The following is a 25,705-nucleotide window of genomic DNA, read 5'->3' as shown; positions in this document are numbered from 1 at the left end:
GCTTGGGACTAGGTCAGACGGCGAAGCTGGACGGGCGGTCGGTGGCCGGCGCGGGCGGCCGGGCCTTCCACAGGCCGGTCTTCTGCGCGCCGAGCCGGGCCAGGTAGGCCGGGTTGAGGATGACGTACCGCTTCCAGAGCCGCTTCGGCTCCAGACCGAGCCGCCAGAACCACTCCAGCCCGGCCCGCTGCATCCACGGCGGCGGGTTGCGCAGCAGCCCGGCGTGGTAGTCGAAGGCCGCCCCGACCGCCATCAGCGGCATGTCCAGCAGCGGACGCATCGCGTACGTGAAGATCTCCTGGCGGGGGCAGCCCAGCCCGACCAGGACGAGCCGGGCCCCACTGGCCCGGATCCGGTCGGCGATCTCGACGTCCTCGCCCGGCTGCACCGCGCGGAACTTCGACGGCTCCACCCCGGCGATCTTCAGGGCCGGGAACATCCGCTCCAACGCTGGGATGAGCCGGGTGAGGGTCTCCTCGGTCGAGCCGTAGAGGTAGACCGGCAGGCCCTCGTCGGCGAAGCGGGCGAGCACCCGCAGGGTCAGCTCCGGGCCGTAGACCCGGTCGCTCAGCCCGGCGGAGTGCAGCAGGTTGAGCGCCCACCGCACCGGCTGGCCGTCCGGGGTGACCACGTCGAAGGAGTTGAGCCGGGCGTTGTGCGCCGGGTCGAGGACACCCGTCATCACCCCGTGCACGGCCAGCGCGGTCAGCGCCAGCGGCCGCCGCTCCCGAGCGGCCCGGACGACCTCCTCCGAGGCGGCGGAGTAGTCGGTGGCGTCCACCAGGACGCCGAGCACGTTGCGCTTGCGCGAGGTCATGACTGGGGCATCCACTTCTCGACGTTGGCCTCGTGGATCTCCCGCAGGATCATCGGTACGTCGTAGACCTGCTTCCAGTCCGGGTAGTCCCGCTGGAACGCCTCGTTCGACCCGATCCACCACTTGTGGTCGCCGATCCGGTTCGCCTCGACGTACTCCGTGATCATCTCCTGGCCGGTGATCTGCTCGGCCACCGCGAACGCCTCTCGGTGGGAGGTGTTCGAGTGCCGGCCGCCGCCGAGGTTGTACACCGCCGCCGAGCGCGGGTTGCGGAAGAACGCCTCGAACGCCGAGACCACGTCCGAGCTGTGGATCGCGTCGCGGACCATCTTGCCCTGGTAGCCGAAGATCTTGTACGTCCGGCGCTCCATGTTGCAGCGCATCACGTAACCCAGGAAGCCGTGCAGTTCGGTCGCCGAGTGCGCCGGGCCGGTGAGCGTGCCGCCCCGGAAGCAGGCGGTCTTCATGTCGAAGTAGCGGCCGTACTCCTGCACCATCACGTCGGCGGCGACCTTGGACGCCCCGAAGACCGAGTGCAGGCAGGAGTCGATCGACATGTCCTCCCGGATGCCCTGCTCGTACGGGTGGCCGGACTCGATCTCCCAGCGCGTCTCCAGCTCCACCAGGGGCAGGCTGTTCGGCCGGTCGCCGTAGACCTTGTTCGTCGAGCAGTGGATCACCGGAGCGTTGATGCAGTGCTCGCGGACGTTCTGCAACACGTTGAGGGTGCCCACGGCGTTCACGTCGAAGTCGGTGAACGGGTCGCGCACGGCCCAGTCGTGCGAGGGCTGCGCGGCGGTGTGGATCACGACGGCCACGTCGCGGCCGTACCGCCGGAACAGCGCCGCCAGCGCGTCCCGGTCCCGGATGTCGATGCCGTGGTGCGAGTACGCCGCGCCGAGTTCGTCGGCGAGCCGGCGTACATTCCACGCGGTGGACGCCTCGGCGCCGAAGAACTCCTGCCGCATGTCGTTGTCGATGCCGACGACGTCGAGGCCGAGACCGGCGAAGTGCCGAACCGCCTCCGAGCCGATCAGACCGCCCGAACCGGTCACCACCGCGACACTCACACGCCACTCCATCGGTCAAAGGGGGCAGGGGAACCATCGGAGCATAACGTGACGGCCCGTACGGTTCCGCAGACGCGACGAGGGCCCCGCTGCTGCGGAGCCCTCGTTTTCTGGTGGGGAAGGAGGGAGTTGAACCCTCACGCCCTTTCGGGCACACGGACCTGAACCGTGCGCGTCTGCCATTCCGCCACTTCCCCGTGGCATGACCCGGATCACTCTAATGCGTGCCGCCCTCGCTGTTGTCAGTGGGGGTGGCGGGGACATCGTACGTGCTCCTGGCCGTTGCCGCGATCGGTTACCGTTCGTGGCGGGGAGAAGAGTAGCACGATGAACAGGGCCCATCCGAACGGGCCGACAGCAGGCGGCCGAGCGGCGTGTGAGCTGCGCGAGCGAAGGCCGGATACCATCATGTCCTCGGGACCCGAGGAGGAGCCGGTGAGCGTGCTGCAACGCTTCGAGAAGCGTCTGGAAGGTTTGGTCGAGGGGGCCTTCGCCAAGGTCTTCAAGGGGGTAGTCCACCCTGTGGAGATCCTGAACGCCATGCAGCGGGAGGCTGAGGCGCACAAGGCGATCCTGGCTGGTGGGCGCACCCTGGTGCCCAACCGTTACGTGATCGACCTTTCCCCGTACGACCACAGCCGGCTGGCGCCGTACGCCGCCGCGCTCGCCCAGGAGCTGGCCCAGTCACAGGCCGAGTTCATCGGCGAGCAGGCGTGGACGGTCTACGGCGACGTGATCGTCGAGATCGAGCGGGGCGAAGGGCTGGACACGGGCATGTTCCGGGTCACGGCCGAGGTCTACACCGGTGGCGAGGTGGCCCCGGTGTCGGCGCCCGGCTACGACGCCGGCCCGCCCGGATACCCGTCGTACGACCAGGGCGGTGGCTACGGCCCGCCCCCCGGCCACGGTGGTGCCCGCAACGTCCGGCTGGTGTCCGGCGACGGCCGCACCTACCCTCTCCAGATGGGTTCGACCGTGATCGGCCGGGGCGACCAGGCCAACCTGCGCCTGCCCGACGTCGGCATCTCCCGGCGGCACGCCCGCCTCGACTTCGACGGTGGCCAGGTCGTGCTCACCGACCTCGGCTCGACCAACGGCACCATGGTCAACGGACAGCGGGTCTCCGCCGTCGCGTTGAACCCGGGTGACATGATCCAGCTCGGCACCACCACCCTGACCTTCCGCGTGGACGGCTGATCCGCCTTGCCCGAACTCGTCATCACCGTCGCCCGGTTCGGGTTCCTCATCCTCCTGTGGATCTTCGTGTTCACGGTGGTGGGGGTGATCCGGCGGGACCTCTTCGCGGGGGCCCGCTCCGGCCGGCTGGTGGCCGCCCCCCGTACGGTCGGCGCCGCCACCAACCAGCCGGCGGCGAAACCGGCGAGGGTCAAGCGGGGGCGGGCCGCCCACCAGCTCGTGGTCACCGCCGGACAGCTCGCCGGCACCCGGATCACCCTCGGCGAGGCACCGATCACCATCGGCCGGGCCGAGGACTCCACCCTCGTCATCACCGACGACTACGCCTCCGCCCGCCACGCCCGGCTGCTCCCCCGTGACGGACAGTGGTACGTGGAGGACCTTGGCTCGACTAACGGCACCTATCTGGAGCGCGATAAGGTCACCGGACCAACCCCCGTCCCCCTCGGCGTGCCGATCCGGATCGGCCGCACTTCTCTCGAATTACGGCCATGACTCTGACCCTGCGCTATGCGGCCCACAGCGACCGCGGTCTGATCCGAGACGGTAATCAGGACTCCGTCTACGCCGGACCGCGGCTACTCGCCGTCGCCGACGGCATGGGCGGCATGGCCGCCGGTGACGTCGCCAGCAACATCGTCATCGGTGCCATGGCGCCGCTCGACGAGGACGTCCCAGGGGACGCGCTCGTCGACGCGCTGCGACAGGCCGTGGACACCGCCAACCAGCAGCTTCGCGACACGGTGGACGCCAACCCCCAGTTGGAGGGGATGGGCACCACACTCACCGCGATCCTCTTCTCCGGCACCAAGCTCGGCATGGTGCACATCGGCGACTCCCGTGCCTACCTCCTCCGCAACGGCGAGTTCGCCCAGGTCACCAAGGACGACACCTACGTCCAGATGCTCGTTGACGAGGGCCGGATCAGCGCGGAGGAGGCGAGCAGCCACCCCCAGCGCTCGCTGCTCACCCGGGCCCTGGACGGCCGGGACATCGACCCGGAGTACAGCGTCCGCCAGGTCCTCCCCGGCGACCGGTACCTCATCTGCAGCGACGGCCTCTCCGGCGTGGTCAGCGCGGAGACCATCGCCGACACCATGCGCGAGTACACCGACCCGCAGCAGTGCGTCGAGCGGCTGGTGCAGTTGGCCCTGCGCGGCGGCGGGCCGGACAACATCACCGTGATCATCGCGGACGCTACCGACCACGACATCGTCGAGGCGAGCCCGATCGTCGGCGGCGCGGCCGCCCGGGACCGGGGGATGGCCACCTCGGCCGACGTCTCCACCCCGGCGGCCCGCGCCTCGGCGCTCTCCGCGCCCCGCCCGGCGACGCCGGAGGAGTCCTCGGCGAACCGCGACGAGGAGCCGGAACGCCGTCGGCGCCGGCCGGTACGCACCGCCCTGCTGCTGGTCGTCCTGCTCGCCATCCTCGGCGGCGGCCTCTTCGCCGGCTGGAGCTACACCCAGCGGCAGTACTACGTCGGCGCCACGGACAACGGCCAGCTCGCCGTCTTCCAGGGGGTGCCGGGGCAGATCGCCGGCCTCGACCTCTCCAACATCCACCGCACCAGCGCCGCCGACCTGGAGGATCTCACCCCCGCCGCGCAGGAACGGGTCAAGCAGGGCATCCAGGCCAAGAGCGAGTCGGACGCCACCCGGCGGCTGGCCGAGCTGACCGACGACGACCCGGCCAACCCGAACCTGAAGCCGATCTGTCCGCCGAGCCCCACGGCCACGCCGACCACCGCCGCGACCACGCCGGTGCCCACGGCGACCCCGGCCAGCCCGGCCGCCAGCGGTCGGGTCACCCCGAGCCCTGCGGCCACACCCAGTGCCACCCCGACCCCGGACGCCCTGCCCACCGATACGGTTCCGCCGGTCCTCGAACCGGCGGGCTGCCGGTCGCCCGAGTGAGCACCGGCCCGACCTCGAGGATCCGAACGTGACCGCCCAGGCCACCCCGGCAGTCTCGCCCGGCACGACGGGCGAGCAGCCCGGCGTACGCCTGGCCCGTGCCCGGCGCAATGCGGAGCTGTCCCTGCTCGCGGTGGCCATGCTGCTGGTCGCCGCGTACGGGGCCACGGTCGAGGCGAACGTGCTCGACGAGGTCACCGGCGACTTCTGGATCCCGGCCGTCGCGCTCTCCGCGGTCTTCCTCGGCATGCACGTGGTGATCCGGTACCTTGCCCCGTTCGCCGACCCCGCCCTGCTGCCTGCCGTAGCCCTGCTCAACGGCCTCGGCGTCGGCTTCCTGCGCCGGCTCGACCTGGCCGACGCGCCGGCCGCCGAGCGGGCCGACCTGGCCATCTTCGCCGGCACCGGTGGGCGGCAGTTGGCCTGGACCCTGGTCTCGGTGGTCCTGGCGGCGGGGTTGCTGGTGCTGATGCGGGACCACCGCGCGGTCTCCCGGTACGCCTACACGCTGGGGCTCGCCGGCATCGTGCTGGTGATGATCCCGGCCGTGTTGCCCGGCCGGTTCTCTGAGATCAACGGTGCCAAGCTCTGGATCCGGATCGGCAGCTTCTCCATCCAGCCCGGTGAGTTCGCCAAGCTCGCCCTGCTGGTCTTCTTCGCGTACTACCTGGTGCGTAAGCGCGAGGTGCTGTCGCTGGCCAGCCGGCGGTTCCTCGGCATCGACTTCCCCCGTGGCCGGGACCTCGGCCCGGTGGTCGTGGTCTGGATGTTCAGCCTCCTGGTCCTCGTCTTCGAGAAGGACCTGGGCACCGCGCTGCTCTACTTCGGCCTCTTCGTGGTGACGCTCTACGTCGCCACGGAACGGGTGAGCTGGCTGATCATCGGCCTGGTGCTCTTCTTCGGCGGCGTCTACCTCGCCTACCTGCTGGGCAGCACGATCGGCGGCCCGTTTGCCAACTTCTACGACCGGGCGGAGATCTGGCTCGACCCGTTCGCCGACCCGACCGATGCCGGCTACCAGTTGGTGCAGGGGCTGCTCGCCCTCGGCACCGGCGGCCTGTTCGGGGCCGGGCCGGGCGGCGGTGCCCCGGACGTACTGCCCGAGGTGCAGAACGACTTCATCTTCGCCGGCATCGGTGAGGAGATCGGCCTGTTCGGTCTCTCCGCCCTGCTCGTGGTCTACCTGCTGATCGTCCAGCGCGGGCTGCGCGCCGCGCTCACCGTCCGGGACTCGTTCGGCAAGCTGCTTGCCGGCGGTCTCGCCTTCACCCTCGGGCTCCAGGTCTTCGTGATCGTCGGTGGCATCAGCGGGCTCATCCCGCTCACCGGTCAGACCACGCCGTTCCTCTCTGCCGGTGGTTCCTCGCTGATGGCGAACTGGCTGCTGGTCGCCACCCTGCTGCGGATATCGGACGCCGGTCGGCGGCCGGTTTCCGCTGGGCCAGCGGCCCGCGCGGGCAACAGCGCTGGTCCGCCCGAGCAGCTCCACGGTGCCCCTACGGAGGTGATCCGCCCGTGAACGCACCGCTCCGTCGGGTCGGCGTGGTCGTGATGGTCCTGTTCAGCCTGCTCTTCCTGAATCTGAACTGGGTCCAGGCGTACAAGGCCGACGAGTACCGCACCAGCGACTACAACGGCCGGGTCCAGGTCGCCGAGTACGACCGCAAGCGCGGCAACATCGAGGCTGGCGGCACCCCGGTGGCCACCAGCAAGGAGACCAACGGCAGCCTGAAGTACCTGCGGACCTACCCGAGCGGCCTGAAGTACGCGCACGTACTCGGCTACAAGCCGGTCAACCTCGGGGACACCGGCATCGAGCGGGCCGAGGACGACTTCCTCGCCGGCACCAGCGACCAGCTCTTCGCCGACCGGTTCCGGGACATGCTCCGGCTGTCCGGCGAGCCGTCCGGCGGTGGCAATGTGCTGCTCAGCATCTCCAAGGGGGCACAGGACACGGCGTACAGCGAGCTGGGCGACAACCGGGTGGGCGCGACCAAGGGCGCGGCGATTGCGCTCGACCCGCGGACCGGTGCCATCCAGGCCCTGGTCTCCATGCCCAGCTTCGACCCGAACCCGTTGGCCAGCCACGACACCGACGAGGCGTCGGCGGCATACAACAAGTTCGAGAGCGACCCGAACGAACCGCTGAAGAACCGGGCGCTCGGCGAGGTGCTGCCCCCGGGGTCGACCTTCAAGATCGTGGTGGCCGCCGCCGCGCTGGAGAACGGGGTCACCCCGGAGACCATGATCCCGGCTGGGTCGAGCTACACCGCACCGACCTCCGGTACGCCGATCCGCAACGCCGCGCCGTCGATCTGCCCCGAGGACGAGGTGACCCTGGCCAACGCGGTCACCGAGTCCTGCAACACCGGCTTCGCCAAGCTCGGCGTCCGGCTCGGCGCCGACACGATCAAGGAGAAGGCCCGACAGTTCGGCTTCGAGCAGGAGGACCTGACCGTCGGCCACCTCAACGAGGCCGGCATCCCGGTTGCCGCCAGCCGTACCGGGGACATCAAGAACCCGGACGGTGGGGACGACCCGGCCGGTCTGGCGCAGTCCTCCATCGGCCAGTTCGACGTCCGGATGACCCCGTTGCAGGGTGCGCTGATCGCCGCCGCAGTGGCGAACAACGGCACCCAGATGCGGCCGTACCTGGTCCAGCAGCTACTCGGCCCGGACCGGACGACCAACTACTACACGGCCGACCCGAAACAGCTCCGGCAGCCGGTCAGCGGCCAGGTCGCCAGCGACCTTCGGGACATGATGGTCAACGTGGTGACCGACGGCACCGGCCGCAACGCCCGGATCAACGGGTACACGGTCGGCGGCAAGACCGGCACCGCCCAGGCCGGGGAGACCACCGACGACCACGGCTGGTTTATCGGCTTCGCCCTGGACAAGGACGGCAAGCCGGTCTCCGCCGTCTGCGTCATGCTGGAGTCGGCGGGATCGGGTGGCAGCGCCGAGGCCGCCCGGATCGCCGGCCAGATCATGCGGGCGGCCATCGCGGACCCCGGGGGGCGGTGACACATGCTCAGCCCCGGCGTCCAGCTCAACAACCGCTACCGCCTCGACGAGCGGATCGCCAGCGGTGGCATGGGCGACGTCTGGCGCGGCACCGACCAGGTGCTCGGCCGGGTCGTCGCGGTGAAGAGCCTGCTCCCCGCGTTGCTGGACGAGCCGGGGTTCGCCGAGCGATTCCGGGGCGAGGCGCGCACCATGGCGACCATCAACCACCCCGGCGTGGTCGACATCTACGATTTCGGTAGCGACCAGCAGATCGCCTTCCTGATCATGGAGTACGTCGAGGGGGACGCCCTCGCGGCGACCCTGAACCGGGTCGGCCGGCTCACCCCGGCCCGGACGATGGCGCTGGTGGCCCAGGCCGCGGACGCCCTGCACGCCGCGCACGGCAAGGGCATCGTGCACCGCGACGTGAAGCCCGGCAACCTGCTGGTCCGCCCGAACGGCACGCTGGTGCTGACCGACTTCGGCATCGCCCGTTCCGAGCTGGTCGGCCAGCTCACCGCCGCCGGTTCGGTGCTCGGCACCGCCTCGTACATCTCGCCGGAGCAGGCGTCCGGCGCGGTCGCCACCGCGGCCTCCGACGTCTACGCCCTCGGCGTGGTCGCCTACCAGTGCCTCGCCGGTCGTCGGCCGTTCGAGGGGGACAACCCCCTGGAGATCGCGATGCGGCACGTCCGGGAGACCCCGCGTCCGCTCCCGCCGGACATCCCCCCGTCGGTGCGCGCGCTCGTGGACCGGGCCATGGCCAAGGACCCGGCGGCCCGGTGGCCGAGCGCTGCCGCCCTGGCCGGCGCGGCCCGCCAGGTGAAGGCCGCCCTCGCCCAGCAGAACCGGCCGGGCGGTCGGGCCCGACCGGTCTCCGCCGCTCCCGGGTCGCCGGCCACCCCGCAGGCCCGGGCGCAGGTCCGGCCGCAGCAGCAGCCTCGCCCACCGGTCGTACCGCAGCACCCGCAGGCCCACCCGCCGGCGGCGGCGCGGCCGGTCGCCTCGGTCCCGGTCTCCCCGCCCCGCCCCGCGCCGTCGATGATGGCCCGACCGGTCCCCCAGCCGCCGGTCACCCCGGCGCGCCCGCCGGTGACGCCCGCCGGCTATCCCCGGGGTGCCGCCCAGGTCCCGTCGGCTCCGCTGCGGCCGGTCGGGTACGCCGCCCAGCCCGTTCCGCTGCCTCCGCCGTCGAGCGGGCCGCGGGCCCGGACGGTGCTGCTCGTCGTTGCGCTCGCCGTACTGGTCCTGGTCTGCTCCGGCGTGATTTCCTACAGGTTGCAGGACAGCGACTCGACGGCGAGTTCGGCCGGCATGCAGCGGTCACCGAATGTGATGTTCGAGGTGCCGGCGGTCAGCGGAGATGACGACGTCACCCCGGCGTCGTACCGTCGGGTGGGACGATCCGTGCCGGGTGGCGACGGGACGACGACGAGCGAAGGACGACAGACGCGATGACTGCGCAGGCCCGCCTGCTGGGTGGCAGGTACCAGGTCGGCGAGCTCCTCGGCTACGGCGGTATGGCCGAGGTGCACCGCGGTCGCGACCTTCGGCTCGGCCGGGACGTCGCCATCAAGATGCTCCGGGCCGACCTGGCCCGCGACGCGACCTTCCAGATGCGGTTCCGCCGGGAGGCGCAGAACGCCGCCTCGCTCAATCACCCCGCGATCGTCGCCGTCTACGACACCGGCGAGGAGACCGCCCCGACCGGCGAGACCCTGCCCTTCATCGTCATGGAGTTCGTGAACGGGCGGACGTTGAAGGAGGTGCTGGGCGCGGAGGGCCGCCTCCAGCCCCGCCGGGCCCTGGAGATCACCGCCGACATGTGCGCGGCGCTGGAGTTCAGCCACCGGCACGGGATCATCCACCGGGACATCAAGCCCGGCAACGTGATGCTCACCCTGACCGGCCAGGTCAAGGTGATGGACTTCGGTATCGCCCGGGCGCTGGCCAGCGGCGCGACCACGATGACCCAGACCAGTGCCGTGATCGGCACCGCCCAGTACCTCTCCCCCGAGCAGGCCCGGGGCGAGGCGGTGGACGCCCGCTCGGACGTCTACGCCGCCGGTTGCGTCCTGTTCGAGCTGGTCTGCGGCCACCCGCCGTTCGTCGGGGACAGCCCGGTCAGCGTGGCTTACCAGCACGTCCGGGAGGCGCCGCCGACGCCGAGCGACATCAATCCGGACGTCACCCCGCCGATCGACGCCATCGTGCTGAAGGCGCTGTCGAAGAACCCGCTGAACCGTTACCAGAGCGCCGGGGAGATGCGCGCCGACCTGCTCCGCGCCGCCGCCGGGCGACCGGTGGCCGCCACTCCGGTGCTGCGCGAGGACGAAACGGCGGCGATGGGGCCGGCCCCGGCGGCAGCCGCCTTCCCGGGTGCCGCGACGAGCCCGCAGACCCGGCAGATGCCCGCCCGGGTGGGTGACCCACGGCAACGCCGCGCCTCGTCCTGGGTGATCGCCACGCTCGCCGGTCTCGGCGTGCTCGCGGTGATCGCCCTGATCGCCGGCCTGCTGCTGCTCAGCAACAAGGAGAACACCGTCCCCGTGCCCGAGCTGGTCGGCAAGACCCAGCAGCAGGCGGCCGCCGATCTGACCAACGCGAAGCTCAGGCCCGAGATCGGCGATCCGGTGCTCAACAGCGACTGCAAGAAGGACACCGTCTTTCGGCAGGACCCGCCGGCCGGCGAGGAGATCAACGAGAACGAGACGGTCACGCTGCACATGTGCGGCGGCAAGCCGGTGGTGACCATCCCCGACAACCTCATCGGTTCCAAGTTCGAGAACGTCGAGGCGCAGCTCAAGGCGTTGGGGCTCGTGGTGAAGCGGAAGGACGTCAACAGCGACGAACCCGAGGGCCTGGTCACCAACCTGAACCCGCCGTCCGGGCGGAGCGTCGAGGAGAGCAGCGAGGTCGTCGTCGAGGTTTCCCGGGGCAACGTCCGCGAGGTGCCGGACGTGGAAGGCGAGACCCAGGAGGACGCCGTCGAGGAACTGCGCGACGCCGGCTACGAGGTCAGTATCCGCAAGGGCAAAGAGGTGCCGGCGGACCAGGCGGGCCGGGTGACCAGCCAGAACCCGAAGGGCGGCTCGTCGCTGGCCCGTGGTGCGAAGGTGACCATCACGGTCACCCAGCCGGAACCCGAGCCGGACCCGAGCGTGACCCCGCCACCGGGTGGGGTAACCCCGACGCCCACGCCGACCGACGGTGGTGGCGGCGGTGGCCTGCTGTTCCCGACGGCCCCGCCGCCCCGTAACGAAACCGCTGGCCAAGACTGACCTGCCGGGCCAGCCGGCCCTGCCCGGTCTGGCCGGGTCGGCGGGCCGGGGCTCGGCCGGACCGGGCGGTAACCCGGCCGGCTCAGGTGGTGGCGAAGGCGGCCAGGCGACGAGCGTCGACCTCGGCGGCCAGTTCGGGAGCCCGCTCCCGAGCCGCCGGGAAGCCACAGGTGGCCAGCCAGTTCGCCAGCATCAGGTGACCGCCTTCGGTGAGGACGGACTCCGGGTGGAACTGGACCCCCTCCACCGGCAGCGTCCGGTGGCGCATCGCCATCACCACGCCGGAGCCGGTCCAGCCGGTCACCTCCAGCTCGTCAGGCAGGGTCTCGGGCAGTACCGCCAGCGAGTGGTAGCGGGTCGCGGTGAACGGATCCGGCAGGCCGGCCAGGACGCCGGTCGAGGAGTGCCGCACCAGCGAGGTCTTGCCGTGCAGCAGCTCCGGGGCGCGGGCCACGGTGGCCCCGAACGCCTCCCCGATCGCCTGGTGGCCCAGGCAGACGCCGAAGATCGGTAGTTTTCCGGCGTACCGGTGGATGACGTCGAGGCAGATGCCGGCCCGGTCCGGGCTGCCCGGACCGGGCGAGAGCAGGATGCCGGCCGCGCCGAGCCGGCCCACCTCGTCGACGCTGATCTCGTCGTTGCGCCGTACCTCGCAGTCCACGCCGAGCTGGCCGAGGTACTGCACCAGGTTGAAGACGAACGAGTCGTAATTGTCGATCACCAGTACGCGCATCGACTCACCTGTCCGGAGAGGGGGGTGGGGTGTTGTTCTGCTCGGTGTCGTACGGCAGGTCGTGTCCGTCGCCGGACGTGCCGGCGTCCTCCCCGGCCGGGCCACCGGGCACCTCGGCGTCCTGGGTGACCTGCACGTCGTCGAAGGGAAGCAGCGGCTCGGCCCAGGGAAAGACGACGTACCAGAGCAGCGCGACCATCGTCGAGGCGAGCAGCAGCGAACCGATCAACTTCCCGGGGAACCCGAACGGGAGCTTTCGCCAGATCCACGCGTACACGGCTCAGCCCTCCAGCTCGGCCGGGCGACCCGCCGACTTGTCCTGCGAGCGTTCCATCTCCGCGTGGATGATCAGCCGCTCGTAGTTGTCGAACTTGGGGTTGCAGGTGGTGAGGGTGAGCATCCGCTGCCTCGGTTCGTTCCCCGGCTGGCCGGGCACCGGGGCGACCACCTCGACCTGCGACGGCTTGACGATCCGCGACTGGGAGACGCGGTAGACGAACCACTTCTCCTTGGTCTCGACCACGATCGCGTCACCGTCGTCCAGCTCGTCCAGCCGCCAGAAGGTGGCCCGGTTGCGGTGGCCGGCGACGGAGAAGTTGCCCAGCTCGCCGGGCATGGCGCTCTCCGGGTAGTGCCCGGGGGCGTACCGGATGTCCTTCTGGGTGACGCCCTCGACCACGATCCAGTTCTTGTCCAGCCGGGGGATGTAGAGCCCGGCGATCGGCTTACCGTTCACCGGAGGGGCCGGCGTGGCGCTCGGGCTCGGGGTCGCCGACGGCGCGACGGTGGGATCGCCCTCCGGTCCCCACACCTGCTCCAACTCCTGACTGAGGTCGCTCTGGTGGGCGTCGACGATGGCGGACTTGCCCCACACCTCGTACCCGGCGAAGAGGAGCACCACCAGGCCGAAGGTGACGAGGATCTCGCCGCTGACCCGGATACCGGAACGCAGCCGGGACCAGAACGTGGGACGAGTCAGCTCCGAGTAGACGCTCCGGTAGCCCTCGTCGGTCTGTTCCGGGCGTAGCTGCACCACCCGCTCCCCCCAACGGGGCTGCGGCGTGCCGGCGTCGGGCCCGGCGGCGGCAGGTGCGTCGTGGCGGTGCGGGGTGCGCGGGACGGCGCCCATCAGGGCTGTCGAGTCGAGCGCCGGATCGTGGGCGGTCCGTCGCCCGGTCTGCGGGACACCGACTCCGGGGCCGGACGGTCGGGTCGGGGCCCGGTCGTCGAACAGCCGGGCCGGGGCGCGGTCCGCGGCGGGTGGAGTCGAGGCCCGGTCGACGGCGTGGCGGGTCGGGTCGACCGACGGGATCAGCGCGGTGGACTCCTCGCCGCGCGGGTCGAGCGCGGCGATGACCACCGTCGGACCTTCGATGCCGCCCCCCGCCCGCGGATCGTCGACCGGCCCGGTGAACGGCGGGACGGGACGCTGGTCACCGCCATGGCCGGGACCCTGGCTATGCCCGGGAGCAGCGGGGCGGAGGCCGCCACCGGCCGGCGTCGACGTGCCGGCCGCCGGTGCGGCGTAACCGGTCGGGTTGGTGGGCCAGGCCGGGGACGCAGCCGGACGATGGGCTGCCGGCGCGGTGGAGTGGCCGGATGCCGGGGCCGCATGCGGCGAGCCGGCCGGTCCCGGTGCGCCGGGAGGTCGGAACATCGGCGGGGGGCCGGCGCCGGGCGCGGGTGGTCCGGCCGGCGGCGCCGAGCGGAGCGAGCTGGCCGGTGATGCCCACGGTTGCGGTACCGGCGGCGGCACGGACCGGGGCGGGCCGGTCGGCGGTGCGGCGGTCGTGGGCGGGGCACTGGGACGCGGCGGCACCGGGTCCGGCCACCGTCCACCGGTGGGCATTGGCTGCTGCTGCGGCTCGGCGTGCTGGCCGACCCTACGGATGACGGCGGTGGGTTCCTCCAGATGATCGGTGTCGGGCCACCTGTCGTGGCCCGCGTGCCGGTCGTCGGGTGTTCCGGTCACCGGGGCACCTTCGCCGAGCGGAGCGCTGTCGAACCCTCGAACGCCGGCACGCTGACCGTGGCGACGGTCTCGCGGTAGCCGAGCTGGTAGTGGTCGACCGCGTCCTTGAACAACCGGACTCCCTCAGATGCGGCGAGGGCCTGCTGGAGCGCAGCGGGCTCGCCGATTGCTACGATCTTGAATGGAGGGGAGTACACCCGGCCGTGCAGTAGCAGGGTGTTACCTACGCAGCGTACCGCGCTGGTGCTCAGAACGCGGACATCCATGATTGACATGGCCTCCGCGCCGCCTGCCCAGAGCGCGTTCACCACCGCCTGGACGTCACCCTGGTGGACGACCAGGTCGTCGTTGCTCGCCCCGTCGGGCAGGCTCTCCAGCCGTCGGGCGTCGTCGAGTTCGACGGTGACGCCGGGGCCGGTGAGCGCGGTGAATCCGGCGGACTGTCGGCTGGCTGCCGCCCGGCCGCGCTCCGCGGCGATCGGCTGGTCGGTGTCGGCGAGCGCCTCGGTCTGCCGCTCCACGTCGGCCCGGAGTCTCGCCGCCTCCGCCTCGCTGACCGCCACCCGCTCCCGGGAGTCGTCGATGAGCTGGGCGAGCTGGGGTCGGCGGTCCTCGCGGAGGGCGGTGCCCCCGGCGGTGGTGGCGGTGGTGGTGAAGAGCAGCCCGGCCGCCGCGGCGATCAGCGGTACGCCGAGCGACCACCCCGGGCGTCGCTGGCGTGGCCGTCGGGGCAGCAGGCCGGCCACCGCTCGCCGGAGCACCTTCTGCCAGGACGCCGCGCCTGATGTGTACTCCATCGAGCGATCCTTCCCCTGGTGTCACCCGTCAGAACGGGTTCGGCACCCGACCAGTTCCGCTCTTTTCGGTCACTACCCGCATTCGATTGACCCCGTTCGTGGCCTGAACGGGTCTACGGGACTACGCTAGCTGTCGAAACATTATTGGCCATGGACCGTCGCCCCCGCGCCCGGTTGTCAGGCCGGACGAGGTCGTATCCCCTCTGGAGAGCGTCGTGCCCAAGTCACAGGTCCGCAAGAAGAAGGTGTACACCCCGCCGACGGACGTGCGTCCGACGGCAACGGCGGCGACGCGGAAGCCCAGCCCGGTCTGGCTGCCCGTCGTGGCGGTCGCGCTGATCGTCTTCGGCATCGGCTGGCTGGTGGTGTACTACCTCTCCGAGCAGGCGTACCCGGTCGCCGCGTGGGGCTACTGGAACCTCGCGGTCGGCTTCGGCGCGATGGTCGCCTCGCTGGTCGTACTGTCCCGCTGGCGCTGAGCGCCGGGGTGGTCTCCCGGTTCGGCGCGGCGTCGCCGTGCCGAACCCCTGACCCGCACAGGTCGCCGTCTCCTTCTAAGGTGTCCGCAGGGCGGCGCAGCCAGGTGCGAGGTTCCTCACGTTACTAACGGGTAACCTTGCGCGTAGGCTGCACTGCATGACCGAGCGGAGCAAGGTCATCGACCAGGCGGGTTGGGGTCGCGGCGGTCAGCCGGCGGCGCGACGTCCGACCCCGGTCGCCGAGCCGCTCGCCAGGCAGTAGACCGGGGAGGCCAACGCTATGGGCAGCGTCCAGCTCGTCACGACGATCCTCGCCGCCGCCATCACCGCACTGGCGGTGTGGGTGGCCGTGCAGGCGGTGCTGCGGATCGTGGCAGTCGTCCGGCTCGGGCAGCCGGATCCCGGGCGGTTCGGTGACCCGGTCACCCGGACGAAGGCGATGCTGGCCGAGACGGCCGGGCACACCCGGATGCTGCGCTGGAGCGTGGTGGGTGCCGCGCACTGGTTCGTCATGGTCGCCTTCGTCGTGCTGTCCCTGCTGGTGCTCGAGGCGTACTTCGAGGTGGTCTCACCCACCGGCGGCCTGCCGTTGATCGGTGGCTGGGCGGTCTACGGTCTGGTCACCGAGCTGATCGCCGTACTCGGGGTGGTCGGCATCGTGGTGCTGATCGCCATCCGGATCCGGAACCGGCCCGGCCGGCCCGGCGGGCGTTCCCGGTTCACCGGCTCGACCATGTGGCAGGGCTACTTCGTCGAGGCGGTGGTCCTCGCCGTTCTGATCATGGGCTTCCTGATCCGGGGCTTCAAGGTCGCCACCGACCACTTCGAGTACCCGGCCTGGGCCACTCCGGTCAGTCACGCGGTCGGCGCGGTGCTGCCCGACTGGGAGTCCGGGGTCAGCGTCGCCGCCCTCATCAAGATCATCATCTCGATGACCTGGCTCATCGTGATCGCCCTGAACGTGACGATGGGTGTGGCCTGGCACCGCTTCCTGGCTTTCTTCAACATCTTCTTCAAGCGTGACCCGGGCCGCGTCGGCTCCGGTCTCGGCGGGCTCCGCCCGATGACGAGCAACGGCAAGCCGCTGGACTTCGAGGAGGCCGACCCCGAGTCCGACCAGTTCGGGGTGGCCCAGGTCGAGCAGTTCACCTGGAAGGGCCTGCTGGACTTCAGCACCTGCACCGAGTGCGGTCGCTGCCAGTCACAGTGCCCGGCCTGGAACACCGGCAAGCCCCTCTCGCCGAAGCTGCTCGTGCTCAGCCTGCGCGACCACGCGTACGCGAAGGCCCCGTACCTGCTGGCCGGGGGCGGCAAGGACCTCACCGGCGAGGAGAAGGCCACCGCCGCCCAGCTCGCCCACGTGGACGTGCTCGCCCTCGCCGAGGCGGAGAAGCCGCTGATCGGCGGGGCCGCTGACGGCGGCGTCATCGACCCGGACGTGCTCTGGTCCTGCACCACCTGTGGAGCCTGCGTCGAACAGTGCCCGGTCGACATCGAGCACGTCGACCACATCGTCGACATGCGGCGTTACCAGGTGCTGATCGAGTCCAGCTTCCCGTCCGAGGCCGGCGTGATGCTGCGCAACCTGGAGAACAAGGGCAACCCCTGGGGCGCTCCGCAGAACACCCGGGAGGACTGGACCAAGGGCCTCGACTTCGAGGTGCCCCGGGTCGGCGAGGTGGAGGACTTCGAGTACCTCTTCTGGGTGGGCTGTGCCGGCGCGTTCGAGGACCGGGCCAAGAAGACCACCCGGGCCGTGGCCACGCTGCTGCACGAGGCCGGCGTCTCCTTCGCGATCCTCGGCGAGGGCGAGACCTGCACCGGCGACCCGGCCCGCCGGATCGGCAACGAGTTCGTCTTCCAGATGCTCGCCCAGCAGAACGTGGAGACCCTGAACGAGGCGTTCGAGGGTCGGGAGAAGAACAAGCGCAAGATCGTCGCCACCTGCCCGCACTGTTTCAACACGCTCGGCAACGAGTACGGGCAGCTCGGCGGCGAGTTCGAGGTGGTGCACCACACCCAACTTCTGGCCCACCTGGTCTCGACCGGCAAGCTCACCCCGGTCCAGCCGGTCGACGGCGGCGTCACCTACCACGACCCCTGCTACCTGGGTCGGCACAACCGGGTCTTCGCCCCGCCGCGCGAGGTGCTCGGCTCCTCCGCCAAGGAGGCCGTCACCGAGATGCCGCGTAACAGTGAGCGTTCCTTCTGCTGTGGTGCCGGCGGTGCCCGGATGTGGATGGAGGAGCGGATCGGCAAGCGGATCAACGTGGACCGCGTCGAGGAGGCGATGTCAACCGGCGCGAAGACCATCGCGGTCGGCTGCCCGTTCTGCTCCACGATGCTGAGCGACGGGGTCAACGGCAAGGGCGCCGGGGAGCAGGTCGAGGTGGTCGACGTCGCCAGCGTGCTGCTCCGGTCCGTGAAGCCGGAGCAGGCCCGCGACGGCCAGGAGGCTGAACCGGTCGCCGGCTGAACCGGTCGCCGGCCGAACGGGGTGGCGGCTCGGGCCCGCCCTCGGGCGTGACTCGACGGTGGCTGGAGACCGTGGCTTCACGGTTCTGCGTACTCGTCCGGTAGTAGGCCGTCGTGGGAGAATCTCGCCGAGGTGAGACGGTCATCGACGGTCTGGTGCTGACCACGCTGCTGCCCCTGCTCGGCTTCCTCCTGCTGACCGTGGGCAACGCGTTCTTCGTCGCGGCCGAGTTCGCCTTGGTCACCGTCGACCGGGCGGAGATCGACCGACGGGCCGCCGCCGGGGACGGCCGTGCCGGGACGGTCCGCCGGGCGCTGCGCGAACTCTCCTTCCAGCTCTCCGGGGCGCAGCTCGGCATCACCATCACCGCGCTGCTCACCGGGTACCTCGCCGAACCGGCGCTGGCCCGACTCTTCGCCCCGCTGCTACGCCCGGTCGCCGGCGACGCCACCGCCCGGTTCACCCCGCTGCTCGCCCTGGCGCTGGCGACCCTCGTCTCCATGCTCGTCGGCGAACTGATCCCGAAGAACGTGGCACTGGCCCGGCCGCTGCCCGCCGCGTTGGTCACCGCCGGCCCGATGCGGGCCTTCTCCCGCTCGTTGGGCTGGCTCATCCGGGGCCTGAACGACTCGGCCAACTGGTTGGTCCGGCGGCTGGGCGTGGAACCGCAGGAGGAGTTGGCCAACGCCCGTGGCCCGGAGGAACTCGGCTTGCTTGCCGCCATCTCGGCGCGGGCGGGTGCGCTGCCCCCGGAGACCGCGATGCTGATGCGGCGGACGATCCGGTTCGCGGACAAGCGGGCCGCCGAGGCGATGACACCCCGCGTCGACGTGGTCGCGTTGCGGGCCACGGCCACTGTCGCCGAACTGCTCGCCCTGGCCCAGCGGACCGGGCGTACCCGCTTTCCGGTCTACGAGGAGACCCTGGACCTGGTGACCGGGGTCGCCGGGGTGCCCGACGCGCTCGGCGTCCCGCTGATCCGGCGGCCGGCCACCACCGTCGGGCAGATCGCCCGCGACCCGGTGTACGTGCCGGAGAGCCTGGACCTCGACGGCGTGCTGACCGCGTTGAAGACCGCCGGCGCGGACCTGGCCATCGTGGTCGACGAGTACGGCGGCACCGACGGGGTGGTGACCGTTGAGGACCTGGTCGAGGAACTCGTCGGTGAGATCGCCGACGAGTTCGACCCCGCCGCTATGCCAGAGGGCGGAGCGGTGGAGCGCGCCGTCCCGGGCGGGGAACGGTCCCTCCTGGTGGACGGGGTGCTCCGCGCCGACGAGTTGGTCGAGCGGACCGGCTTCCGGCTTCCCGACGGCCCGTACGAAACCCTCGGTGGCTTCCTGATGGCCCGGCTCGGGCGGATCCCGGTGCCCGGCGAGACGGTCGGGGAGGACGGCTACGAGTTCACCGTGGTCGAGGTCGAGCGGCACCGGGTCGAGCAGGTGCGCGTGATCCGTCCCGAGGAGGCCGTGGAGCGTGCTTGAGCTGCTGACCGGCGTCGTCCTGCTGCTCGGCAACGGGTTCTTCGTGGGCAGTGAGTTCGCGCTGATCGCGTCCCGCCGTACGGTGATCGAACCGCTCGCCGCGACCTCGGCGCGGGCTCGGTGGGCGCTGTCGGCGATGAACCAGATCCCGCTGATGATCGCCGGCGCCCAGCTCGGCATCACGGTCTGCTCGCTGGGTCTCGGCGCGATCGCCGAGCCGGCCCTGGCTCACCTGCTGGAACCGCTTTTCCACGCGGGCGGCCTGCCCGCCGGGGCGGTCCACCCGGTGGCCTTCGTGATCGCCCTCGGCGTGGTGGTGTTCCTGCACACCGTGGTCGGCGAGATGGTGCCGAAGAACCTCACCCTGGCCGGGCCGGAACTGTCCGCGCTCTGGCTGGGCCCGGCGATGCTGGCCTTCTGCCTCGCCACCAAACCGTTGCTGCTGGCGATGAAGTGGGCGTCCCGGCGGGTGCTGCGGTTCTGGCGGATCGAGACGGCGGACGCGGTGAAGACCGTCTTCACCGCCGAGGAACTGTCCGGCCTGGTGTCGCAGGCGCGCACCGAGGGACTGCTCGGCTCCACCGCGCACGCCCGGATCACCGCGGCGCTCGCCCTGCACACCCGTACCGCCGCCGACGCGCTGCAGCCGTGGTCCACGGTTACCACGGTGGCCGAGGACGTCTCACCGGCCGCGCTGGAGGTGCTGGCGACCCGTACCGGACGGTCCCGCTTCCCGGTGGTGCACCGCACCACCCGCCGGGTGCTCGGCTTCGTGCACGTCAAGGACGTGCTCGGGTACGGGGGCGCGAGTCGGCGTACCCCCGTGCCGGCGGAGGTGTACCGGCCGCTGGCGGTGGTGCCGCCGGACCGTACCCTGGCCGACCTGCTGCTCTCGATGCGCCGTGAGCGACGGCACATGGTGTTGGTCAGCGACGGGCGGCACCCGCTCGGCGTGGTGACGCTCGACGATGTCCTGACCGCCATCGTCGGTGGATCTGGCACGGTGGGTGTCCGTTCGGTAGCCGGAGCGTAGTGTGAAACTCCTTGTCTTGATATCGCTGCGTGGCTTCCCTAATGTGGGGCACCGGCTGCTGTGGATCGTCTGCCTCGCCCGCTTCTTCCCCGCGAGGCGCCCAGTGGTCTGGTCGCCAAAGGAGTTCGTGCCGGTGGCAACCCCGCCCCCTCAGCGTCACGCACCGGATCAGCTCCCCACTCGTCCGGGTGGGCTGCGCCGGTTCGTTCGACACCTGGTCACCCTGGCCGCCGCCGCCGTGGTCGGTGCCGGCCTGCTCGCTGCTCCCGCGTACGCTGCGCCCACTCCCGAGGAGATCGAGGCGCAGATCGACAAGCAGTGGGAGCAGTTGGAGCCCACGATCGAGAAGTACAACGAGGTCCGTAGCCAGCTCAAGGTCAACCAGAAGAAGTCGACCGAGCTGCAGAAGAAGATCGAGCCGCTCGCGCTGCAGAGCGACATGGCCATGAACCGGATCGGTGCCCTGGCCGCCCGGCACTACATGACCGGCCCGTCCCAGGAGATCGGCGCGCTGCTGGTCAGCGCCAAGCCGGGCACCCTGGGCGAGCAGATGGGCATGCTCGACCGGCTCGCCGCCCACCAGCGCAGGGAACTCCAGGGCGTGGTGGCGATCCGGACCAAGTACGAGACCGAGAAGCAGAAGCTGGACACCATCATCACCAGCCAGGTCAAGCAGGAGAAGGACCTGGCGGCGAAGAAGACGAAGATCGACACCGAGATCAAGCGGCTGCGGGCGTCCATGCCGAAGACGGCGGTCAGCGCTCCCGGCTGTCCGCTGATCAAGGGCGTGATCAGCAGCGCCGCCAACACCGCGATCAGGACGGCCTGCGCCCAGGTCGGTGACCCGTACGTCTGGGGCGCCACCGGGCCGAACTCGTTCGACTGCTCCGGGCTCACCCAGTACGCCTACAAGGCCGCGGGTATCCACCTGACCCACTTCACCGGCGCGCAGTGGCGCGAGACCAAGGCGATCAGCCGCTCCGAGGCACGTCCCGGCGACCTGGTCTTCTTCTTCAGCGACCTGCACCACGTCGGCCTCTACCTGGGCAACGGCATCATGGTGCACGCCCCCCGTGCCGGTAAGCCGGTGCAGGTGGCCAGCATCAGCCACATGCCGGTCGCGGGCTTCCGCCGCCCCTACTGACCACACCTGACGAAGGAGCCCCGGCCGACGGCCGGGGCTCCTTCGTGCTGGGCCAATGTCGCCGGTCGCGATGCTGCTGCCGGTAGCTCCGTAGACGCCGGTGAACGACCGAGCCTCACTGTGGTTACTGTCGGAAATCGGCAGGTGGCACTGCGGCGAACCGTGTTGCGGACCGGTGACGCTCGTCTCTAGCCTCGGCACTTGCCGAGTCGGTGACAGGTCCGCCATTCCGAGGCGGAAACGGCTCGACACCGCCGAGTCGCCCGACGACACGTCGCCACGACAGAAACCACGACGGCGCGTCGCCACAACAGGAACATCGCCACAACAGAGCGAGCCGGGGAACCACCAGCACCATCGGGGTGAATCCGTACCCAAGGTAGGGCGCTCCCTTCCCGCCCGAACCCGTCAGCTAACCCGGTAGGCGGTCCCAGGAAGAAGGAGCAAGGAGCCCGGTGGCACACCATGCCCCGCGGCCACCGTCCGTCCGGCCGGCCCCGGCTGCCCGGACGACGGCTGCGCCGCGTCCATGTTGGTCCCGCTTCACCACCGTCGTCACCGTCCTCGTCGGAGCCGCCGTCATCGTGACGAGCGGGGCCGGCGTGGCCCACGCCGAACCCTCGGTCGCCGAGATCGAACGCCAGATCGACCGGGAGTGGAACGCCCTCGAACCGGTCATCGAACAGCACAACGCCACCCGACAGGCGCTCGCCGACAAGCGGGGACAGGCAGCAGCGTTGGCCGCCCGCATCGAGCCGCTACGACGCGAGATCGACCGAGCCATGACCAAGGTCGACGGAATCGCGGTACGGGCGTACAAGGGGGAGAACGCCTCCGCCCTCAACGCCATGCTGGCCAACCCGTCGCCGGCCGCCGTCGTCCAGCAGCTCGAACTCCTCGACCAGTTCGCCCGTCGGCAGCAGGCCGACATCCGGCACGTGGTCGAGCTGCGAAACCAGCTCACTGCCCGCAAGGACCCGCTGGACCGGCTGATCGTCCAACTCGGCCAGGTCGACCGCCAGTTGGACGCGAAGCGACAGCAGATCGACGCCACCATCGCCCGGCTCCAGAAAGCACGCCTGAAGGCGTACGGCACCGGTGGCGGCACCAGCCTGCGGCCCGCCCCCTGCCCGGCCGCCTACCCCGGCGGCGCCGCCGGCCGGGCGGTCAGCTTCGCCTGCGCGCAGATCGGCAAGCCCTACGTCTGGGGAGCCGAAGGGCCCAACGCGTACGACTGCTCCGGGCTCATGCTTGCCGCCTGGGCGCGGGCCGGGGTCGCCCTGCCGCACAACGCCGCCCAGCAGCGACGGGTGACCGCCCAGGTCGGCCGGAGCGAGCTACGCCCCGGTGACCTCGTCTTCTACTACTCCGATCTGCACCACGTCGGCATGTACGTCGGCGACGGCTGGGTGGTGCACGCCTCTCGGGCCGGCGTCCCGGTACGGATGAAACGCGCCGACGACGGCCCGGTGCACAGCTACGGTCGCCCCGGCTGAGCTGGTAGCAGGGGTCCCCTGTTACCGCTTTATGCGTAGCAGGGGACCCCTGCAGGCACCCGGCGAAGCCGAGCGCACACCACCACGGCAGGGCGAGTGTTACCGGAGAGGATGGGCCGGGTCAGCGGGTGGGCCAGGTGCGCCAGTTCCGCCAGGCCCGGCTCGGGGTGGGCCCGCGCTGCCCCTGGTAACGGGAACCGTAGACAGCGGAGCCGTACGGATGCTCGGCCGGCGAAGAGAGCCGGAAGATGCAGAGCTGGCCGATCTTCATGCCGGGCCAGAGCGTGATCGGCAGGTTGGCCACGTTGGAGAGTTCCAGCGTCACGTGGCCGGAGAAGCCCGGGTCGATGAAACCGGCGGTGGAGTGGGTGAGCAGGCCGAGCCGGCCCAGGCTCGACTTGCCCTCCAGTCGGCCCGCGAGCTGGTCGCCCAGCGAGATCACCTCGAGCGTGGAGGCGAGCACGAACTCGCCGGGGTGCAGCACGAAGGGCTCCCCCTCGGGCACCTCCACCAACGAGGTGAGATCGTCCTGCTGTTGCGCCGGGTCGATGTGGGTGTAGAGGTGGTTGTTGAAGACCCGGAAGAGCCGGTCCAGGCGTACGTCGATGCTGGAGGGCTGGACCAGGCTCGCGTCGAACGGCTCCAGCGCCAGCGTGCCAGTCTTGATCTCGCTGACGAGGTCCCGATCGGAGAGCAGCATCGCACCACCATAGCGAGCGGTGCGGAATCACCGGCGGGTGACCAGCGCGTCGGGATGCTCTTTCGTACGCTTGTTCGATAGGATGTCGGCATGGCTTCCTGGTCCGAGTTCGCCGCCGACGAGCCCCGACTCGCCGACGCGATCCGCCTTCTCATGCAGCAGTACGGCCCGGGCTTCGGCTACCTGGCCACGGTCCGGGCCGACGGTGGTCCCCGGGTCCACCCGGTCTCCCCGGTGATCACCGACGAGGGTCTCTTCTGCTTCGTCGTCGACTCGCCCAAGCGGCGCGACCTGGAACGCGACGGGCGCTACGCCCTGCACTCCTTCCCGCCTGAGGAGAGCGACGACGAGGCGTACGTGGCCGGGCACGCCCGCCCGGTCACCGACCAGGCCCGGGTGGCCCGGCTGGCGGAGAGCTTCCGGGCCGAGTCCCGGGCCGACTGGCGGTTGTTCGAGTTCACCGTCGACGTGGCCATGCTCGCCCGGCACCAGCGGGGCGGCATGGGCGACCTCGGCGTCGGGCACGGCCGACCGGCGGTGCAGGTCTGGCTGGATCCACGGGCGAGCGATCCCTCGGCGGCCGGGCACCCGGGCGTACCGGAGCGGCGGGCGGGGCGGCGTCGTCATGCCGCGCACCGGGCCGCCGCCTGATTCGGGAAACGCCGAGGCCGGCTCCGTGGGACGGAGCCGGCCTCGGTCGGTGTTCGGTGGGCGTCAGACGCGGTAGGCGTTCCACGCGGTCAGCATGCGGCTGGCCTGCCCAGGGGTGAACTGGTACATACACGAGTCCCACGTGTAGTCCATGAAGTTGGTGATCGGGTCCGCGCCGGGGGCGGTGCAGCTGTCCCGGCCGGTCGGGCAATTGAACGCCGGCGTCGCCTCCGCCGGAGTGTCCGAGACGCTGTCGCCGGAGCCGGAGCAGCCACCCTGGAAGGTGTGGTAGAGGTTCAGCCAGTGGCCGACCTCGTGGGTGCCGGTGTCACCCAGGTTGTAGTTGGTGGCCAGGCCGCCCGGCAGCGACTCGCTCAGCACGACGACGCCGTCCATGGTGCTGAGCCGGCGGGTCGGGAAGGTCGCCCAGCCGAGCAGGTCGTCGGTCAGCTCGCCGAGGTAGATGTTCAGGGTGCCCTTGCCGCCCTCACGGAGCGAGGTCTTCATCGACCGCTCCGCCGAGGAGCCCTGCTCGATCGGGTACCAGGCAGCGTTGGTGACCCGGTTGATCTTCTGCAGCTGGAAGGCGAACGCGGTGGCCGCGCCACCGGTCGAGCCGCTGAAGGACTGGTTCAGCACGCTGATCTGCGAGTTGATCATCGAGTCCGGGATGTTGCCCCCGGCGCGGGTGCTGTCCCGCTGGATCACGTGCACCACGACCGGAATCGTGATCGAGGCGTTGGCCACCATCCCCTGGTTCAGGTTGGCCTGCTTGCCCCGGGCGGCCAGCACGGCGGCGAGGTCCGCCTCGCGCTCACGGATCTGCTTGGCGGTCAGCTCGTTCGGCTCGTGCTTGGCGACGCCGCCCAGCTTGATCTTGGAGTGGGAGTGGGTGTCAGCCGGCTCGACACAGGCCTCGTCCGCGTGGTCGGCGTGAGCCGCCGCCGGCGCGACGCCGACCGCCGCCGTGCTGAGCAGCAGGGCGAGGGTCGTGGTTGCAACACCGGCGACACGCCGGGTCAGCAGATTGGGACGAAGTCCCATGTATCCACCTCTTTCTGCCGGTGTGACAGATGATGTGTCACCCCGTGCCTGACAACGTGTGGCAGACGTTACATCCGATCGACACATTTGAGAATGGCCATGTGTTGCCGGGCGGTAACGTTTTGGTACGTCAGGCCGGCTCTGCGTCCACCGTCGGCTTCCGACCCGCGCGTACGGTACGGCGACCCGGCGCCGGGCGGAAGGCGGGGTACCTTGGTGCGGACGGCGAGCCACTCAGGTACAGTGGTGCCGCCTGCGGGTGTAGTTCAATGGCAGAACATCAGCTTCCCAAGCTGACAGTGCGGGTTCGATTCCCGTCACCCGCTCCACCACGAAGGCCCTGGTCAGGACGCAAGTCCCCACCAGGGCCTTCGATGTATCCGGTGCCCGTGATCCGATCGACGCC

The 25,705-nt window shown here is 70.8% G+C and carries 22 protein-coding genes, 2 tRNA genes and 1 riboswitch; of the genes, 15 read left to right on the top strand and 9 right to left on the bottom strand.

Going from position 1 to position 25,705, the window contains the following annotated elements; translation table 11 throughout:
• Window positions 1-13 precede the first annotated feature (13 nt).
• The 3 genes from GA0074692_RS24790 to GA0074692_RS24780 all read right to left on the bottom strand — a co-directional run bounded on the left by GA0074692_RS24790 (window position 14) and on the right by GA0074692_RS24780 (window position 2,084).
• Window positions 14-817, bottom strand: a complete 804-nt coding sequence (locus GA0074692_RS24790; protein WP_091648103.1) for a WecB/TagA/CpsF family glycosyltransferase — start codon at window positions 815-817, stop codon at window positions 14-16.
• Window positions 814-1,887, bottom strand: a complete 1,074-nt coding sequence (locus GA0074692_RS24785; RefSeq protein WP_091648101.1) for an NAD-dependent epimerase/dehydratase family protein — start codon at window positions 1,885-1,887, stop codon at window positions 814-816. Before GA0074692_RS24785 ends, GA0074692_RS24790 begins: the two co-directional genes overlap by 4 nt.
• A 111-nt stretch (window positions 1,888-1,998) precedes the next feature.
• A tRNA-Leu gene (locus GA0074692_RS24780) sits at window positions 1,999-2,084 on the bottom strand.
• A 211-nt stretch (window positions 2,085-2,295) separates the two neighbouring features.
• On the opposite strand from GA0074692_RS24780, the gene GA0074692_RS24775 reads away from it, so the two are divergent.
• Genes GA0074692_RS24775 through pknB form a run of 7 tightly spaced genes read left to right on the top strand, consistent with a single transcriptional unit; the run spans window position 2,296 to window position 11,290 of the window.
• Complete coding sequence (locus GA0074692_RS24775) at window positions 2,296-3,084, top strand: FHA domain-containing protein (protein ID WP_091648098.1); 789 nt, start codon at window positions 2,296-2,298, stop codon at window positions 3,082-3,084.
• Window positions 3,085-3,090: 6 nt separating this feature from the next.
• Window positions 3,091-3,579: an FHA domain-containing protein FhaB/FipA gene (locus tag GA0074692_RS24770; protein ID WP_091648095.1), complete on the top strand. Its 489-nt coding sequence runs from the start codon at window positions 3,091-3,093 to the stop codon at window positions 3,577-3,579.
• On the top strand, window positions 3,576-5,000 hold the full coding sequence (locus GA0074692_RS24765) for a PP2C family protein-serine/threonine phosphatase (RefSeq protein ID WP_091648092.1): 1,425 nt from the start codon (window positions 3,576-3,578) through the stop codon (window positions 4,998-5,000). Before GA0074692_RS24770 ends, GA0074692_RS24765 begins: the two co-directional genes overlap by 4 nt.
• 28 nt (window positions 5,001-5,028) lie before the next feature.
• Window positions 5,029-6,519 (top strand): FtsW/RodA/SpoVE family cell cycle protein, encoded by a 1,491-nt coding sequence (locus GA0074692_RS24760; protein ID WP_091648090.1) that lies wholly within the window; start codon window positions 5,029-5,031, stop codon window positions 6,517-6,519.
• Window positions 6,516-8,027: a peptidoglycan D,D-transpeptidase FtsI family protein gene (locus tag GA0074692_RS24755; RefSeq protein ID WP_091648087.1), complete on the top strand. Its 1,512-nt coding sequence runs from the start codon at window positions 6,516-6,518 to the stop codon at window positions 8,025-8,027. Before GA0074692_RS24760 ends, GA0074692_RS24755 begins: the two co-directional genes overlap by 4 nt.
• Window positions 8,028-8,030: 3 nt before the next feature.
• Window positions 8,031-9,467 (top strand): serine/threonine-protein kinase, encoded by a 1,437-nt coding sequence (locus GA0074692_RS24750; RefSeq protein WP_091648084.1) that lies wholly within the window; start codon window positions 8,031-8,033, stop codon window positions 9,465-9,467.
• Window positions 9,464-11,290: a Stk1 family PASTA domain-containing Ser/Thr kinase gene (pknB, locus tag GA0074692_RS24745; protein ID WP_091648082.1), complete on the top strand. Its 1,827-nt coding sequence runs from the start codon at window positions 9,464-9,466 to the stop codon at window positions 11,288-11,290. Before GA0074692_RS24750 ends, pknB begins: the two co-directional genes overlap by 4 nt.
• A gap of 82 nt (window positions 11,291-11,372) precedes the next feature.
• On the opposite strand, the gene GA0074692_RS24740 is transcribed toward pknB, so the two are convergent.
• From GA0074692_RS24740 to GA0074692_RS24725, 4 genes are all read right to left on the bottom strand, one after another.
• Entirely contained in the window at window positions 11,373-12,023 is a 651-nt protein-coding gene (locus GA0074692_RS24740; RefSeq protein WP_091648079.1) for an aminodeoxychorismate/anthranilate synthase component II, read from the bottom strand.
• 4 nt (window positions 12,024-12,027) lie between these two features.
• A complete protein-coding gene (locus GA0074692_RS24735) occupies window positions 12,028-12,300 on the bottom strand; it encodes a hypothetical protein (protein WP_091648076.1) in 273 nt (90 codons plus the stop codon).
• A 3-nt stretch (window positions 12,301-12,303) separates the two neighbouring features.
• Window positions 12,304-13,872, bottom strand: a complete 1,569-nt coding sequence (locus GA0074692_RS24730) for a class E sortase (protein ID WP_091654045.1) — start codon at window positions 13,870-13,872, stop codon at window positions 12,304-12,306.
• A 119-nt stretch (window positions 13,873-13,991) separates the two neighbouring features.
• Complete coding sequence (locus tag GA0074692_RS24725; protein WP_091648074.1) at window positions 13,992-14,792, bottom strand: DUF881 domain-containing protein; 801 nt, start codon at window positions 14,790-14,792, stop codon at window positions 13,992-13,994.
• Between the two features lie 215 nt (window positions 14,793-15,007).
• Between GA0074692_RS24725 and GA0074692_RS24720 the strand changes: the two genes are divergently transcribed.
• The 6 genes from GA0074692_RS24720 (at window position 15,008) to GA0074692_RS24695 (ending at window position 22,904) form a co-directional block, all read left to right on the top strand.
• Window positions 15,008-15,271 (top strand): cell division protein CrgA, encoded by a 264-nt coding sequence (locus GA0074692_RS24720; RefSeq protein ID WP_091648071.1) that lies wholly within the window; start codon window positions 15,008-15,010, stop codon window positions 15,269-15,271.
• 280 nt (window positions 15,272-15,551) lie between these two features.
• Complete coding sequence (locus tag GA0074692_RS24715) at window positions 15,552-17,747, top strand: (Fe-S)-binding protein (RefSeq protein WP_091648068.1); 2,196 nt, start codon at window positions 15,552-15,554, stop codon at window positions 17,745-17,747.
• Window positions 17,748-17,917: 170 nt separating this feature from the next.
• Entirely contained in the window at window positions 17,918-19,231 is a 1,314-nt protein-coding gene (locus tag GA0074692_RS24710; protein WP_091654042.1) for a hemolysin family protein, read from the top strand.
• A complete protein-coding gene (locus GA0074692_RS24705) occupies window positions 19,224-20,264 on the top strand; it encodes a hemolysin family protein (protein WP_091648065.1) in 1,041 nt (346 codons plus the stop codon). Before GA0074692_RS24710 ends, GA0074692_RS24705 begins: the two co-directional genes overlap by 8 nt.
• 127 nt (window positions 20,265-20,391) lie before the next feature.
• Window positions 20,392-21,408: a C40 family peptidase gene (locus tag GA0074692_RS24700; protein WP_091654040.1), complete on the top strand. Its 1,017-nt coding sequence runs from the start codon at window positions 20,392-20,394 to the stop codon at window positions 21,406-21,408.
• Window positions 21,409-21,718: 310 nt separating this feature from the next.
• Window positions 21,719-21,850, top strand: a riboswitch (cyclic di-AMP (ydaO/yuaA leader).
• A 142-nt stretch (window positions 21,851-21,992) separates the two neighbouring features.
• On the top strand, window positions 21,993-22,904 hold the full coding sequence (locus tag GA0074692_RS24695) for a C40 family peptidase (protein ID WP_245730441.1): 912 nt from the start codon (window positions 21,993-21,995) through the stop codon (window positions 22,902-22,904).
• 121 nt (window positions 22,905-23,025) lie between these two features.
• Here GA0074692_RS24695 and dcd read toward each other — a convergent pair whose 3' ends face one another.
• Window positions 23,026-23,604, bottom strand: coding sequence for a dCTP deaminase (gene dcd / locus GA0074692_RS24690; RefSeq protein ID WP_091648060.1), 579 nt, complete (start codon window positions 23,602-23,604; stop codon window positions 23,026-23,028).
• Between the two features lie 90 nt (window positions 23,605-23,694).
• Between dcd and GA0074692_RS24685 the strand changes: the two genes are divergently transcribed.
• On the top strand, window positions 23,695-24,255 hold the full coding sequence (locus tag GA0074692_RS24685) for a pyridoxamine 5'-phosphate oxidase family protein (protein ID WP_091648058.1): 561 nt from the start codon (window positions 23,695-23,697) through the stop codon (window positions 24,253-24,255).
• Window positions 24,256-24,318: 63 nt separating this feature from the next.
• On the opposite strand, the gene GA0074692_RS24680 is transcribed toward GA0074692_RS24685, so the two are convergent.
• The gene (locus GA0074692_RS24680; protein ID WP_091648056.1) at window positions 24,319-25,299 is read right to left on the bottom strand and encodes a zinc metalloprotease; all 981 of its coding nucleotides are present in this window, start codon (window positions 25,297-25,299) and stop codon (window positions 24,319-24,321) included.
• 255 nt (window positions 25,300-25,554) lie between these two features.
• On the opposite strand from GA0074692_RS24680, the gene GA0074692_RS24675 reads away from it, so the two are divergent.
• Window positions 25,555-25,628, top strand: a tRNA-Gly gene (locus GA0074692_RS24675).
• The last annotated feature ends 77 nt before the right edge of the window (window positions 25,629-25,705 follow it).

Origin of the sequence: Micromonospora pallida (assembly GCF_900090325.1) — a bacterium.
Taxonomy (GTDB): domain Bacteria; phylum Actinomycetota; class Actinomycetes; order Mycobacteriales; family Micromonosporaceae; genus Micromonospora; species Micromonospora pallida.
The sequence above is the reverse complement of the archived record's forward strand: the minus strand, read 5'-3'. Positions and strand labels throughout refer to the sequence as shown.